The organism is Paenibacillus sp. JT31N7 (assembly GCF_059692095.1).
Map to the genome: position 1 here is coordinate 1,511,531 of NZ_JCAUAT010000001.1, position 13,390 is coordinate 1,524,920.

Annotated in this window: 11 protein-coding genes; 1 reads left to right on the forward strand and 10 read right to left on the reverse strand. The window is 52.0% G+C overall.

The features are described from left to right. Window positions 1–113 precede the first annotated feature (113 nt). Complete coding sequence (locus tag AC58P5_RS06850) at window positions 114–1,376, reverse strand: adenosylhomocysteinase (protein ID WP_042232442.1); 1,263 nt, start codon at window positions 1,374–1,376, stop codon at window positions 114–116. Window positions 1,377–1,425: 49 nt separating this feature from the next. Further along, window positions 1,426–3,060, reverse strand: coding sequence for a bacillithiol biosynthesis cysteine-adding enzyme BshC (gene bshC / locus AC58P5_RS06855; RefSeq protein ID WP_497385358.1), 1,635 nt, complete (start codon window positions 3,058–3,060; stop codon window positions 1,426–1,428). Between the two features lie 268 nt (window positions 3,061–3,328). On the opposite strand from bshC, the gene AC58P5_RS06860 reads away from it, so the two are divergent. Then, window positions 3,329–4,618 carry an MFS transporter gene (locus tag AC58P5_RS06860; RefSeq protein ID WP_497385359.1) on the forward strand — a complete coding sequence of 430 codons (1,290 nt, stop codon included), beginning with the start codon at window positions 3,329–3,331 and terminating at the stop codon, window positions 4,616–4,618. 196 nt (window positions 4,619–4,814) lie between these two features. Here AC58P5_RS06860 and AC58P5_RS06865 read toward each other — a convergent pair whose 3' ends face one another. The 8 genes from AC58P5_RS06865 to AC58P5_RS06900 all read right to left on the reverse strand — a co-directional run bounded on the left by AC58P5_RS06865 (window position 4,815) and on the right by AC58P5_RS06900 (window position 13,068). After that, the gene (locus tag AC58P5_RS06865) at window positions 4,815–5,771 is read right to left on the reverse strand and encodes an ABC transporter ATP-binding protein (protein WP_497385360.1); all 957 of its coding nucleotides are present in this window, start codon (window positions 5,769–5,771) and stop codon (window positions 4,815–4,817) included. Continuing rightward, entirely contained in the window at window positions 5,764–6,810 is a 1,047-nt protein-coding gene (locus AC58P5_RS06870) for an ABC transporter ATP-binding protein (protein WP_497385361.1), read from the reverse strand. The genes AC58P5_RS06865 and AC58P5_RS06870 overlap by 8 nt, the downstream gene beginning before the upstream one ends. Before the next feature lie 14 nt (window positions 6,811–6,824). Next, window positions 6,825–7,760 carry an ABC transporter permease gene (locus AC58P5_RS06875; protein ID WP_497385363.1) on the reverse strand — a complete coding sequence of 312 codons (936 nt, stop codon included), beginning with the start codon at window positions 7,758–7,760 and terminating at the stop codon, window positions 6,825–6,827. Window positions 7,761–7,763: 3 nt separating this feature from the next. Then, window positions 7,764–8,696 carry an ABC transporter permease gene (locus AC58P5_RS06880; protein WP_103993601.1) on the reverse strand — a complete coding sequence of 311 codons (933 nt, stop codon included), beginning with the start codon at window positions 8,694–8,696 and terminating at the stop codon, window positions 7,764–7,766. A 103-nt stretch (window positions 8,697–8,799) separates the two neighbouring features. Further along, window positions 8,800–10,476, reverse strand: a complete 1,677-nt coding sequence (locus AC58P5_RS06885; protein WP_497385364.1) for a peptide ABC transporter substrate-binding protein — start codon at window positions 10,474–10,476, stop codon at window positions 8,800–8,802. 420 nt (window positions 10,477–10,896) lie between these two features. After that, window positions 10,897–11,298 carry a DUF3397 domain-containing protein gene (locus AC58P5_RS06890; RefSeq protein WP_497385366.1) on the reverse strand — a complete coding sequence of 134 codons (402 nt, stop codon included), beginning with the start codon at window positions 11,296–11,298 and terminating at the stop codon, window positions 10,897–10,899. Next, on the reverse strand, window positions 11,298–12,260 hold the full coding sequence (locus AC58P5_RS06895; RefSeq protein WP_497385367.1) for a ketopantoate reductase family protein: 963 nt from the start codon (window positions 12,258–12,260) through the stop codon (window positions 11,298–11,300). Before AC58P5_RS06895 ends, AC58P5_RS06890 begins: the two co-directional genes overlap by 1 nt. Before the next feature lie 160 nt (window positions 12,261–12,420). Then, window positions 12,421–13,068, reverse strand: coding sequence for an RsfA family transcriptional regulator (locus tag AC58P5_RS06900; protein ID WP_497385368.1), 648 nt, complete (start codon window positions 13,066–13,068; stop codon window positions 12,421–12,423). Between the last annotated feature and the right edge of the window lie 322 nt (window positions 13,069–13,390).

Sequence of the window (13,390 nt, forward strand, 5' to 3'; positions counted from 1 at the left end):
GGAAATTTTCCGCTCCATGCCCCCTCTGCAGCCACAAATACCCCAATAAAAAAACGCCTCCCGCTTCCGGTTATGCACCGGAAACAAGAAGCGTCTTATACTCATTCAATAGATTAATGCTCCTGCCAGCTTTGCAGATAAGCCTTCTGCTCATCGGAAAGCCGGTCGATGGAAATGCCGAGCGACTCGAGCTTGTAACGCGCCACCTGCTCATCAAGCTCATAAGGAACATTGACGACGGTTTTGCCGATCTCTTCGTAACGGTCGTTTACGTATTTGAGCGACAAAGCCTGAAGCGCGAAGGTCATATCCATAATTTCCGCCGGATGACCGTCTCCTGCCGCCAGGTTAACCAGACGTCCTTCCGCCAGGAGATAAATTTTGCGTCCGTCTTTCAGCTGGTATTCTTCGATGTTACGGCGCACCGTACGCACGGAAGAAGACTGAGCCGCCAGTTCCGGTTTGTTGACTTCCACATCGAAATGACCGGCGTTGGACAAAATCGCTCCGTCCTTCATCACTTCGAAGTGCTCGCCGCGGATCACATCGCGGTTGCCTGTTACCGTCACGAAATAGTCGCCGATTTTAGCCGCTTCGGACATCGGGAGAACGGTAAATCCGTCCATGTAAGCCTCAACCGCTTTAATCGCGTCGATCTCGGTTACGACGACTTGAGCGCCCAAACCTTTGGCACGCATCGCAACACCTTTGCCGCACCAGCCGTAGCCGACCACGACAACGGTTTTGCCGGCGACCACCAGGTTGGTCGTACGGTTGATTCCGTCGAATACGGATTGTCCGGTTCCGTAACGGTTGTCGAACAAGTACTTGCAGAACGCATCGTTTACGGCCACCATCGGAAACTCCAAACGGCCTTCCTTGTCAAGCGCCTTCAGGCGCAGAATGCCGGTCGTCGTTTCTTCCGCTCCGCCGCGCACGCCTGCCAGCAAGTCTCTGCGCTCCGAGTGAAGAATAGTGACCAGATCGCCGCCGTCGTCAATAATCAGATCCGGCTTCGTTTCGAGCGTTTTGATCATGAGCTCTTTGTATTCCTTCGGATCCGGATTATACTTGGCGAACACGGTGATGCCGTCTTCCGCCAAAGCCGCACAAACATCGTCCTGCGTCGATAGCGGGTTGCTTCCCGTAATGGTCACTTCCGCGCCGCCTGCTTGAACAACTTTGGCCAGATAGGCGGTTTTCGCTTCCAAATGAAGAGAAATGGCTACTTTAAGTCCACGGAACGGCTGTTCTTTCTCGAACTGCTCGCGGATGCGGTTTAATACCGGCATATGTGCTTTAACCCAATCGATTTTCAAATGCCCTTCGGGCGCCAGGGATTGATCCGCTACGATGCTGCGTTCTACTGCGTTCATACAACTATTCCTCCTCGATTGCTAAAATTCTCCTATATAGGCTGTCTAGTTAAATATAAACCAGGTAGTGGCCCCCGTCCATCGGCAAATCCGCCTCCAGCAGCTCACTGAGCCACTTATCCCCGTGCCGGTTCAAATAGGCGCATACATTGTATACCCGCTCTTGTGGTTTGCCCAGAGGCATCAGCGAAAGCTCGATGCGTTTCCACTGCGATAAGGCCGTGTCATGCCGGCGGGCAAGCGCCTGCTCCGCCTTGCGTTCCAGATAATCGATCTGGTGAAGAATTTTATCGAGGTTGGTGTGACCCAGCTCCGGCAGTCCGGCTTCGATAGCGGCAAGAGAGTCCACGAGAGGGGTGTATACCTCTTTCACGCGCCCGCGCGCTTCTTCGAACCGTTCCCGAACCGGAAAAGGGCTCTGAGCGCGGAGCCATGCCTCCCTGCGTTCGTCAATGCCCGCCGTCACGTCATCCATGGACAGGTCGTACCGGTCCATCCATTTCGTGACGGCATCCTCGACGAGCGTGAACTCCAGCCGCGGCAGGACAATCGGCATCGTCATGCCGTGCAGCGCGAACGCGTCCCGCGTCATCGCCCAGTAGGCCACCTCCGCGGGACCGAGCACGGTGCCCAGCACCGGAAGCAGGAACTCCTGCATAAGCGGGCGGGAAAGAACGCCGTTGCTGAGGCGTTCCGGTTCCCTCTCCGCAAGGGCCAGCAGGTCTTCCCTGCTGTAGGCGCGCAGGTCTTTCTTGTCGGCGAAGCCTTCTCCGCTGCGCTGCAGCAGGACCCGCTCGCCGCTTGGGTCAATGACGAACAGATGCGACTGTTCGTCCGCCACATCCACTTGAGGCGTATAGCCGAGCGCCTCAAGTTCCCGGCGGCCGCGCATCAGGGCGGCCGCGAGAAGCTCGTTAGCGCCGATGAGGCGCGTGAACATCGGCGCCTCCAGCTTGCGCAGAGCGGGATCGTCCGCATCGAGGAGGACAAGTCCGCTGTCGCCGAACAGCGCAGCCATCCAGCCGGCGAACGTGTCGCTGAGCGTGGCTAGGCCGCTCATGGACGAGCGCAGGCGGCTCAGCAGCTCCGTCTTATGCGGGCTGTCCGGCAGCGACTCATCCAGCTGGCGGAGCGCATCTTCCCACGTCTGTTCATCCGCCTGCCAGCGGCTGACGGATGTCCGCAGATTCCACGGACGGCGGATCGATAGTTTGTGTACGTCCAGTTCCGGACGCTGCACCTGGATGTGGTCGACCTCATCGAAGTCGTGATCCTCTCCGGCGATCCAGAATACCGGTACGACCGGCGTACCCAGCTCCGCCTGAGCTTGCCTCGCAGCGATAAGAACAGTAATCGCTTTGTAGATGACAAGCAGCGGCCCTCCGAACAAGCCGGCCTGCTGGCCTCCCACTACGGTAAGCGCATTCTCCTCGGCGAGACCGGCAGCCGCACTCAGCGCCGTCTCCCGGTTGCCGATACGGCGGTTATATTCAAGCAGCACCTCTGCCAGACGCTTCCGGTCCGCCCGGTTCGCTTCCGTTTGGCGGACAGCTTCGGCGCGGCGGTGCAAACTTCCTTTGTCCCATGGATTATAATCAAACAATGCCGACACACGGTCGAAATGATGGATGTAATCCTCGGTTAAAGGTTGGCTCTTCTTCCATTGATAAGCTTTCCACGGCATCTCTCTGCAGCCGCCTCCCCCGTAACCACTGTCGGATTTTTACTCTTAATTGATTGTACACGGCAATGACCTTGACGTCAAAATGGAAGTTGCTAATTTTTTTATATCAGGTACAAAAAAGGCTGTCCTTCTTCTCGGTCTGCAGACCTAGATCTCTTACCGCCTCAGGCTGCTGAGAGCTTCATTCGCGCGCCTCTTTCATCTTCTTCCAATATCTTCTATTATGAATAGAGAACGTACCGCTCGAAAAAAGAAAGGATCGATACCGATGAATGTGTTCCAAAACAGTATGTTTGTCAAACTGTTCACCGCCAGCTTTTTCTCGCAGCTCGGCACCATGATCGGAAATATGGCGTTTGCCTTCTTTCTGCTCGACCGCTTCAGCTCTCAGCCCTTCTATATGACGCTGGCGGAGATGATGTATTCCCTACCGACCTTGTTCGTGTTCTTTATCGTCGGGGTCGCGGCCGATCGGTTGAACCGGAGGTCCATTTGCTTATATTCCAATTATATCCGAATCGGACTGACCGTCCTTCTCTTCCTCTCGCTTTTTTTGGAAATTTTGCCGCTCACGTTCCTAATTCTGTTCCTTCGCAGCGCGGTCGCGAAATTTTTCGCCCCGGCCGAAATCGGCCTTGTGCAGGGCATCTTATCCAAGGAGCAGTATATGCAGGCTGCCGGTTTGAACCAGACGGTGTTCGGCTTGTTCATGCTTTTCGGAACGGCCCTCGGAGCTTTGGCGTATCACTGGATCGGAGTAGAAGGCGCCGTCATAATCGACGGATTGGGTTTTATCCTCTCGGCTCTCCTTATCCGTTCCTGCAGCTTTGAAGAGAAGGTAGAACAGCCTAACGGACCCGGAAAATGGCGGGATATGAGCGTTAAAACCGTTTGGGGAGATTTTGCCGAAGGCATGCGGTATATCTGGAGAAAGCCTCTTCTATTGTCCATGATTACCGGATTTATTCTTTTCGGTTTCGTTAACGGTGGCTTTGCCGTCCTTCCCTTGTTCACGCTGAAATATAAACTTGCAACCGGCGAGTATGAGAAATTCGCTTCGCTCTATTCCGTTTGCCTGGGCGTCGGGGTGCTGGCCGGCAGCGCTCTCGGGGCCATATTGGCCAAAAAAATAAAGCCGCACGTCATGATTATAGGCAGCGTCGTCTCCAGCGGACTTATGGTAATCGTAGGAAATTATATCAATGACGTCTGGCTGTTTATACTCGGCTTCCTCCTTATGGGAATTTTAATTGCACCTGCCAATATAGCGATCGGCGGCTGGATGCCGCAAATTGTGGACGGCAAAATGATGGGAAGGGTGAACGCGTGGATCGATCCGCTGATGATGGGTGCACAGTCTCTGGCTCTCGGCCTTATCGCCTTGTTCTACCCGAGGTTCGTTTCGCTGGACTGGATTTATATTGTACTGGGTCTTCTTATGCTGGTCGTGGCCGCCTTCTACACCATCATGCTTCCGAAGCAGGCTGCCGCAGAAGAGTCCCTTCCGAAAGAAGCCCAAGAAGAAGCTGTACGGGGGACTGCGTCCATATCGGGCTGAGGCGTCACGTTAACCATAGGCACGGGCAGTAGCACGACAAGAAACACCCGTCTTGCTAGCCATAGGCACGGCAGCAGCACGACAAAAACCGACCGTTTTGTTAACCATAGGCATGGCAGCAACAAAAAAAACCGCCCGTCTCGCATCTCCTGGACCGGAGTGTGGACAGGCGGTTCTATGATGAAACGATTAATAATTAGTACAAGTGGCAGGACACGAAATGCCCCGGCTCCACTTCTTTCATCGGAGGCATCGTTACCGCGCATTGATCCATCGCTTTAGGGCAGCGGGTCCGGAAAGGACAGCCGCTAGGCGGATTCAACGGGCTCGGAACCTCGCCTTTCAGGATAATGCGTTCACGCTTGCGCTCAATCTCCGGATCCGGAATCGGAATAGCGGAAAGCAGAGATTCGGTGTACGGGTGAAGCGGGTTCGCATAAAGCTCTTTGGAAGTGGTGATTTCCACCAGATTCCCTAGGTACATAACGCCGATGCGATCGGAGATGTGCTTCACCATCGCAAGGTCATGCGCGATGAACAGGTAAGTCAGACCCCGGTCTTTTTGCAGCTTCTTGAACAGGTTGACGACTTGTGCCTGTACGGACACGTCGAGTGCGGAAATCGGCTCGTCCGCAATAATGAACTGCGGTTCGATTGCGAGTGCGCGGGCAATCCCGATACGCTGACGCTGACCGCCGGAAAATTCATGCGGGAAGCGGCCGGCGTGCTCGGCGTTCAGGCCTACCGCATCCAGCAGTTCGACGACGCGTTCGCGGCGTTTGCTGCCGGAAGCGACCCCGTGGATGTCGAGACCTTCCGCAATGATGTTGCCGACCGTCATTCTCGGGTTAAGCGAGGCGTACGGATCCTGGAACACCATTTGCATGTTCCGGTGAAACTCGCGCATTTTACGGCCGCTCAGTTTATGAACGTTCTCGCCGTTAAAAATGACTTCGCCGTCTGTCGCCTCGTAGAGGCGGATGATGGTACGTCCTGCGGTGGATTTACCGCAGCCGGATTCACCGACCAGACCGAAAGTTTCGCCGCGTTTAATATCGATCGAGAAGTTATCGACCGCTTTCAGGATTTTGCCCTGGCCGAGGTCGAAGTGCTTCTTCATATTACGGATGGATAAGATCGTTTGATCAGACATGCTGCTTCCCTCCTACTTCAACGGGACGCTCGACTTTAGGCGCATCCGGATGGAGCAGCCAGCAGGCTGCGCTGTGCTCGGCCGATAGCAGTGTATGCTCCGGATCTTCCTCGACGCACACCTTCATCGCGTAAGGGCAGCGTGCCGCGAACGCGCAGCCTTTCGGCGGAGCGAACAAGTCCGGCGGCGTTCCCGGAATCGGGATCAGTTCTTCGTCCGCCCGCGTATCGAGACGGGGAACGGATTTCAGAAGTCCCCATGTGTAAGGATGTCTCGGATCGTAGAAAATCTCGTCTACGGTTCCTTTTTCCACGATTTTACCCGCGTACATTACGACCACGCGTTCAGCCATTTCAGCCACAACCCCGAGGTCATGCGTAATCAGAATGATGGAGGAGCCTGTTTTAATGGACAGTTCTCTCATCAGATCGATGATTTGGGCTTGTACGGTAACGTCGAGAGCCGTTGTAGGCTCATCCGCGATGAGCAGTTTCGGGTTGCAAGCCAGGGCGATGGCAATCATCACCCGCTGACGCATACCGCCCGAAAATTCGTGCGGGTACTGCTTGATACGGCCTTCCACGTTGGACAGACCGACGAGGCGAAGAAGTTCCATCGAACGCTGGCGCGCCTGCTCCTTGGTCATGCCCTGGTGCTTAATCAAGCTTTCGCTGATTTGTCTGCCCACGGTCATCGTCGGATTAAGCGATGTCATCGGATCCTGGAAAATCATACCCATCTCGGAACCGCGAACGGATTCCATTTGTCTATTGGAAAGCTTGGTGATATCCACCTTGCCTTTTTTACCGTCAAAAAGGATGGAACCTCCTTTGATAACGCCGGGAGGTGAAGGAATCAGACGCATGAGCGTTTGGGAGGTTACGGATTTACCGCAGCCGGATTCCCCTACGATTGCAAGCACTTCGCCTTTTCTAAGATCGAATGTGACACCGCGAACCGCCTGAACTTCACCTGCGTAGGTGTTAAAGGAGACCTTCAAATCCTTTACTTCCAAAATATTTTCTTTGGGCTTACTCAAGGTACTCCCTCCCTTTACTTACGCATCTTCGGATCGAGCGCGTCACGAAGACCGTCACCGAGCACGTTGAAGCTTAGCAGAATAAGACTGAATACAGCTGTCGGGAACAGCAGGCGGAACGGATAGTACCGCATGGAAGCCGCTCCGTCCGACAGAAGGGATCCGAGCGACGCGAGCGGCGGACGGATACCGATACCGATGAAGCCCAGGAAGGCTTCCGCGAATATCGCCGAAGGAACGACGAACGTGATTTGAACCACGATAATACCAAGCGCATTCGGAATCAGGTGGCGCATAATAATCCGGCCCGTGTTGGCGCCCAGCGTGCGGGAAGCCAGTACGTATTCCTGTTCCTTTAACTGAAGAACCTGTCCGCGGACAAGCCGCGCCATCGGTACCCAGCCCGTAATCGAATAAGCGATGATAATGGACGTAATACCCGGCTTAAGCACCATCATAAGCAGGATGGCGATCAGCAGGAACGGAATGGAATAGATAATTTCGATAAAACGCTGCATCACGGAATCGACTTTGCCGCCGTAGTAACCGGAAATACCGCCGTAGATAACGCCGACGATCAAGTCAATGACAGCTGCCACAATTCCGATAAACAGGGAGATACGAGTTCCCCACCATACGCGGGTCCACAAATCGCGGCCCAGATCGTCCGTACCGAACCAGTGCACGGAATTCGGCTTCGTGTTGGCGATGGACGGGTTCGTCGCACTATACTCAAAATGCGACAAGAATGGAGCTACGATCGATACGATCGTAAGAGTAATGAGTATAAACAAGCCGGCCATAGCCAGTCGATTTTTCTTAAGTCGACGCCAAGCATCCTTCCAGTAGGTCAGCGACGGGCGGACGATTTGCTCCTGTAAATGTTCGTCCTTAATCAAGGGCGCAAATTTACCGGATGCGTTTACAGTCGATTGTCCTGGATTTTGCATAGTTTACTTCCCGCCTTTCCCCAGACGAATTCTCGGGTCAATATAACCGTAGAGGATGTCGGTAATAAGAATTACGATAATTAGAATCGCAGAGTAGAAAATGGTCATACCGGAAATAACGGTATAGTCATTAGAGTAGATCGCATTAACCAATTGCTTACCTAATCCCGGAACGGAGAAAACCTGTTCCACAACAAGCGTACCGGTAATCAATCCCGCAAAAACCGGTCCGATAATGGTGACAACCGGCATGATGGCATTACGAATCGTGTGACGCCATACAACCGTGTGACTCGCCAAACCTTTTGCTTTCGCAGTTTTGATATAATCCTGATTCAATACATCCAGCATGGACGTACGCATCATTCTGGCCACGTTAGCAAGCGTACCGAACGAGAGCGCCAGGGTCGGTAAAACTTTGTAGGAAGGACCTTTCCACAATGCGGCTGGCAGCCAGCCCAGTTTGTTTCCGACGTAATAAGCAAGAAGCGGTCCGAGTACGAACGATGGAATGGACACGCCTACAACCGCGATAAAGATAGCCGTGCGGTCCTGCCATTTGTTATGGTTGAGCGCGGCGATAATACCGAGCAGCAAACCGAAAACAAGAGCGACACAAATGGAGTAAATGCCAAGTTCAAAAGACGGTTTGAAACCGGAACTGATCATGCTTGTTACATCACGAGCCGGAAATTGGAAGGATACCCCCAAATCACCTTGTATCACATGTTTCAGGTAAAGCAGGTACTGCTGCCATTGCGGCTTATCGAGCCCGTATTGTGCTAGCAGAATCTGATAGTTTTCTTTGGACATCTTCAGTACAGCTTCTCCGAACGGGTCGCCCGGAAGCAGCTTCATCAGAACGAAGGTGACCGTGATGACGAGCCAAAGTGTAATGATGGCGTAGAAAAGCCGCTGTAGGATATATCTAAACACATAGGGTCCTCCTTTTGGAAAAATGAAGCCGGAAGGGGACGTCCCGCGAGGTGCGTCCCCTTCTGACTTTAGCTGCTTATTAAGCTAGCTGCGGAATAAAGAATTACTTCTTCGCTTCCGTAATTGTTACCCCTTTAACATCCCACTCCATGCCGTAGTTCGGCAGTACAAGACCTTGTACCGTGTTGCGAACGAGGTAAGGAACTTTACGGGAGTAGACAGGCCCTACAGCCATATCTTCCATCAGGATTTTCTCTGCGTCTACTAGCAGCTGAGAACGTTTAGCAGGATCCGCTTCTTTGTCAGCGGCTTTGATTTTTTCGTCATAGGCAGGGTTGCTGTAATAAACGTTGTTGAACTCGCTGCCCGTTACCCACATGTCGAGGAAAGTCATCGGATCGTTGTAATCAGCGCCCCAAAGTGCGAGAACCATATCGTAGTCGCCTTTGTTTTGACGTTCTACACGGAGTTTGTGCGGAACAGGCTCGCCGACTGCTTTGTAACCGAGGTTTTTCTCCCACTCGCCCATCAGGAATTCGATGGATTTCTTACCGGAGCCCTGCTCGTCACCGAGGAGCTTCAGTTCAGGAAGTTTGTCGATGCCGAGTTCTTTCAGACCTGCTGCCAGATATTCTTTCGCTTTGGCCGGATCTGCTTTCGGAAGCGTGTCGCCGGCTGTTTTACGAAATTCGTTCTTGTTGCCGTCCTGCGTACCGTCGGCTACAAGACCTCTTGCCGCTGCAGTACCGTTGTTGGCCAGCGTCAGTACGTAAGCATCACGGTCGACTGCAAGCGTCAGTGCTTTACGGATGTTTTTGTTGGCCAGAACTTTATTCTTCTGGTTGAACATGAAGTACATCGAAGTCAATTCGTTCTTCACTTTGATGTTTTCTTTGTCCGTTTGAGATTTCGCTTTGAACTGGTCGCTGCTCAGGTTCGTTACGTCTGTTTCTTCGGTTTCATAGAGGTTCAAGGAGCTGTTGGAGTCCGTTACGATGTTAACCGTCAGTTTCTCCAGTTTTACGTTGGCAGCATCCCAGTAGCTCGGGTTTTTCTCGAATACGAGGTTTTGGTCGTGGTTCCATTGTTTCAGAACGAACGGACCGGCACCGATAATTTTGTCAGCGTCGCCGCCGTATTTTTCACCGTTTTTGGTAACCAGATCTTCACGTTGCGGGAAGAAAATCGGGAAAGCAAGGAGATCTTCGAAGAAGGTAACCGGCTTTTCCAGAGTAATTTCGAGTGTTTTCTCGTCAATCGCTTTAACGCCTAAAGCTTTTTTCTTAGCTTCAACTTCTTCAGGCTTTGCTTTAATGATGTCATTTCCGCCTTTAATCCAGGCAGTCATGAAGTTGTATTGCGCTTTAGTGCTCGGATCGAGAGTGCGTTGGAAGGAATAAACGAAATCGCTTGCTTTAACCGGCTGACCGTCGGCCCATTTCGCGTCACGGAGCTTAATGGTGTAAACGAGACCGTCTTTGGAAATTTCCGGTTTGGCAGCTGCAAGTCCAGGCTGCGGTTTGCCGTCTTTATCGAGACGGTAGAGGCCTTCATTCAGTGCGTTCAGCATTGTAAACGCTGCATTTGTAGTACCTTTGGAGCTGTCGAGAACCGGTGGCTCGGCATTGAAGTTAATGCGAAGTTCTTGCTTAGCGGCATTTGCTTTGTCTGTACCGCCGTTATCCCCCGTTGCTGCCTTGTCGTCACTGCCACAACCTGCTGCGATACTGCCGACCAGCGTCAGTGCAACCGCAGTGGAAACCCACTTTTTAGCTTTCATACGGTAATTATTCCTCCCTTTAAATAATAAATCTTATGGTTGAAGGTGTTTGACGGAAAATTTTGAATTTTCCAATGACACCGCTTCCCCTAAATGAGGCACTTCTCCAAACTAAAGCGATAATATCGAACTTTCGCCCTTACATGTTACATTTTATAACATAGTTTGTCAGGAAGTCCAGAATCTTTTTTTGAAAAAGAAACTTTCACTTGCAAAAATGTTAAAAAGCTGTAAAGGCCAAACTGTTACTAATTACCTATTATACAACCAAAGGTCAATAAAATCTACTTGTAATTTTCTACATAGGTACGAGTATTTGAGACTTCCGAGCCCCGTCTAACCTGCGCCACCAGTGCTTTACAGCGTTAATCCGGCAATTAGTTGAACTGCGGTCAATTCATTCCGGCAAAACGGAGACTGCTATCCGAGGACAGCCGTCCCCATGCGAACCACCATAAACATGACATACAGCAGAGAAAGTCCCATAAAACTGAGCCGCCATACGATACGCAGCGATTTCTTTAGTTCCAACTTCCCTTTCCTGTCGTTCTGGTATCCGCCTATCAGCCCGAAAACGATCAGAATGACCAGCAGGAGAAACCATAATCCGAACGAGCTGGAAAACAGCGAATTCCAAAGCGATGCGACGGAACCGAGCAGCAGGAAAGTCGTGAGATCCATAGTAATCCGGGTGGATTTTTTCTTTTCTTTGGTTACAATATATACGATTATCCAAATCAGTACAAAGGAAAGAAAAGGGAGCATAGCGAGTACCGCATATATGCTAGATATTCCGTCTATGAAAGAATCCAACCCCATCATCACCCACTTTGCTCCGCAGCTTTAATCAGCCGGTATACGGTTTCATGAGTGGGCATAGACATCCCGGCCCGCTCCGCTTTAACGAGCAGACCACCCGTGATCGCTTCGATTTCCGTCGTCCTGCCCGCCGCAATATCCTGCAGCATCGAAGACTGGTTTGCAGCCGTCTTCCGGCAAACTTGCAGGATTTCGTCCCATAGTGACTCTTCAACCGTTACGTGCTGTGTAAGCGCCAGCTCCCTTCCTTCTTCGAAGAGCTTCCTCATCAGCAGAAGTGAGTCGGAAGTCTCAGGCAGCTTCCCGTTAGGAATCCGGAGCAGAGCCGTCAGCGGGTTAATGACCGCATTGATTAGAAGCTTGCTCCATATATGGCGCTCTATACTCTTCGACACAGAAACGTCAAATCCTGCCTGCTTTAAACAATCTTGAACCGTTTTCAAATTTAGTTGCGGGGACTTTTCCGGAAACGGCTCCTTATCCCTGACATGAATATGTCCGATCCGTGTCCAGCCGCGGCCCGTATGCGCGACTTCCGAATGAGACAAGCGTCTCGCTCCCTCCGTGGTCACGGCCTGGATCATAAAGGGACGGGCTTTCTCGCTGTCCAGCTTCTCCCAGTGGCCGATTCCGTTCTGCAGTGAAACAACCCCCGTGCCTCTCTCCATGGAGGAAATCAGATAAGAGGCCAATTCTTCCGTAAAAGCCGTCTGTTTTACCGCCAGAAGAATGAGTCTTGCTCCGGATTCATCCGCGGAATTCAAACCGCTCACGGTCTCCGTAAAACCGAATGCGGGGACTTCCGCCGTTAATTCCGTCCAGCCCTCCACACGGATCCCTTTCTTGTTCACGGCTTCCGCCTGTTCCCTGCTTCTTGTAACGAGCTTCACCCGGCAGCCGGATGCCGCCAGTTTGGCCGCAAACAGCAACCCCAGCGAGCCGCCTCCCACGACTTCTACCAGCATGATCCCACTCCTTTATCTTATTTTGCATCTTGCCCCTTATTCCTTGCTTACATGATTCGCCATTTTTCAGCCATTCACCGCAAGAGCGGCGGAATCCTTCTTGACGCTTTAAAAAAATAAATCCCCCCGGTATATACCGGAAGGATTCCCTGGAAGATCTTTAATCTATTCTCTCTAAATTACCGTTTGCATCCATCTTGAACCTCGGCTTGCTCTCTTCCTCTTCTTCTACTAAAAAAGCCATTTTCCGGGCACGGTCCATAATTTGGATAAGTGCCTTATAATCATCGTTGACAACCCGGTAATCGGTTTCAACTTCATTGACCTGCTTGTTAAGCTGCTCGTTCTCTCTGCGGTATTGGGACAGCTCCTCTTCCTTGTCATGCAAAGAACGCTCCATCTGTTTAATATGACGCATCAAATCCTGATAAGTCTGCTTCCACTGCCGCAAAAACCGGATTACCGCATCGATGGAAAGCGCCTCTTCCGTTACTTCCCGGCCCGACGGGTCCAGAACGTCCAGAACGGCTAACGAGGTTCCCCCGGAAATAGTAGAAACGGCCGCATGCTTTTTCAGCTGCGCTCTTTTCTGCCGCTGGGATTTCGCAATAGAAATGGCGGCCTCGTATTTTTTGCGTACGAAGCTGTTCCACCGGAACCCGCATGCCGCGGCCGTGCGCCCGATACGCTCCCCCACTTCTTCAAACGCGGCCAGTTGGGTACTGCCTTCCCGGATATGGCGCAGCGTTACCTCCGCGAGCATCAAATCATCTTCGTCGCTCCAAGCATCCTGCCTGATTGCCGTCATGTTTTACAATCCTCCTAACCTAGTCTCCAAAATAGATCACGTCCTACCGCGCATTCGACTCCCATGCCCAATCGGCCGGACCGTTCATAAGCCGGGCAGGAGATTTATCCGTGAACGGCTCCGCTCGTAATATCTCTATGCCCCTGGCAGATTTCATAGAATCTATTTGATACTATTTGGTATTGCCAATTTTTATGACACTCATACCTAAAAAGAAGACCGGTTAAGAGGCAACCGCGGGAGCTTCACCCTGAATTGGCAATGCTTGTCACAACTTTTTAACAAAGGTGGACGATTGGATGTTTACACTACAGGGTATGCT

Bases quoted from the DNA above. Each gene is read 5' to 3' on its own strand.
- AC58P5_RS06850 (WP_042232442.1), bottom strand. From the start codon at position 1,376: ATGAACGCAGTAGAACGCAGCATCGTAGCGGATCAATCCCTGGCGCCC.
- bshC (WP_497385358.1), bottom strand. From the start codon at position 3,060: ATGCCGTGGAAAGCTTATCAATGGAAGAAGAGCCAACCTTTAACCGAG.
- AC58P5_RS06860 (WP_497385359.1), top strand. From the start codon at position 3,329: ATGAATGTGTTCCAAAACAGTATGTTTGTCAAACTGTTCACCGCCAGC.
- AC58P5_RS06865 (WP_497385360.1), bottom strand. From the start codon at position 5,771: ATGTCTGATCAAACGATCTTATCCATCCGTAATATGAAGAAGCACTTC.
- AC58P5_RS06875 (WP_497385363.1), bottom strand. From the start codon at position 7,760: ATGCAAAATCCAGGACAATCGACTGTAAACGCATCCGGTAAATTTGCG.
- AC58P5_RS06885 (WP_497385364.1), bottom strand. From the start codon at position 10,476: ATGAAAGCTAAAAAGTGGGTTTCCACTGCGGTTGCACTGACGCTGGTC.
- AC58P5_RS06890 (WP_497385366.1), bottom strand. From the start codon at position 11,298: ATGATGGGGTTGGATTCTTTCATAGACGGAATATCTAGCATATATGCG.
- AC58P5_RS06895 (WP_497385367.1), bottom strand. From the start codon at position 12,260: ATGCTGGTAGAAGTCGTGGGAGGCGGCTCGCTGGGGTTGCTGTTTGCG.
- AC58P5_RS06900 (WP_497385368.1), bottom strand. From the start codon at position 13,068: ATGACGGCAATCAGGCAGGATGCTTGGAGCGACGAAGATGATTTGATG.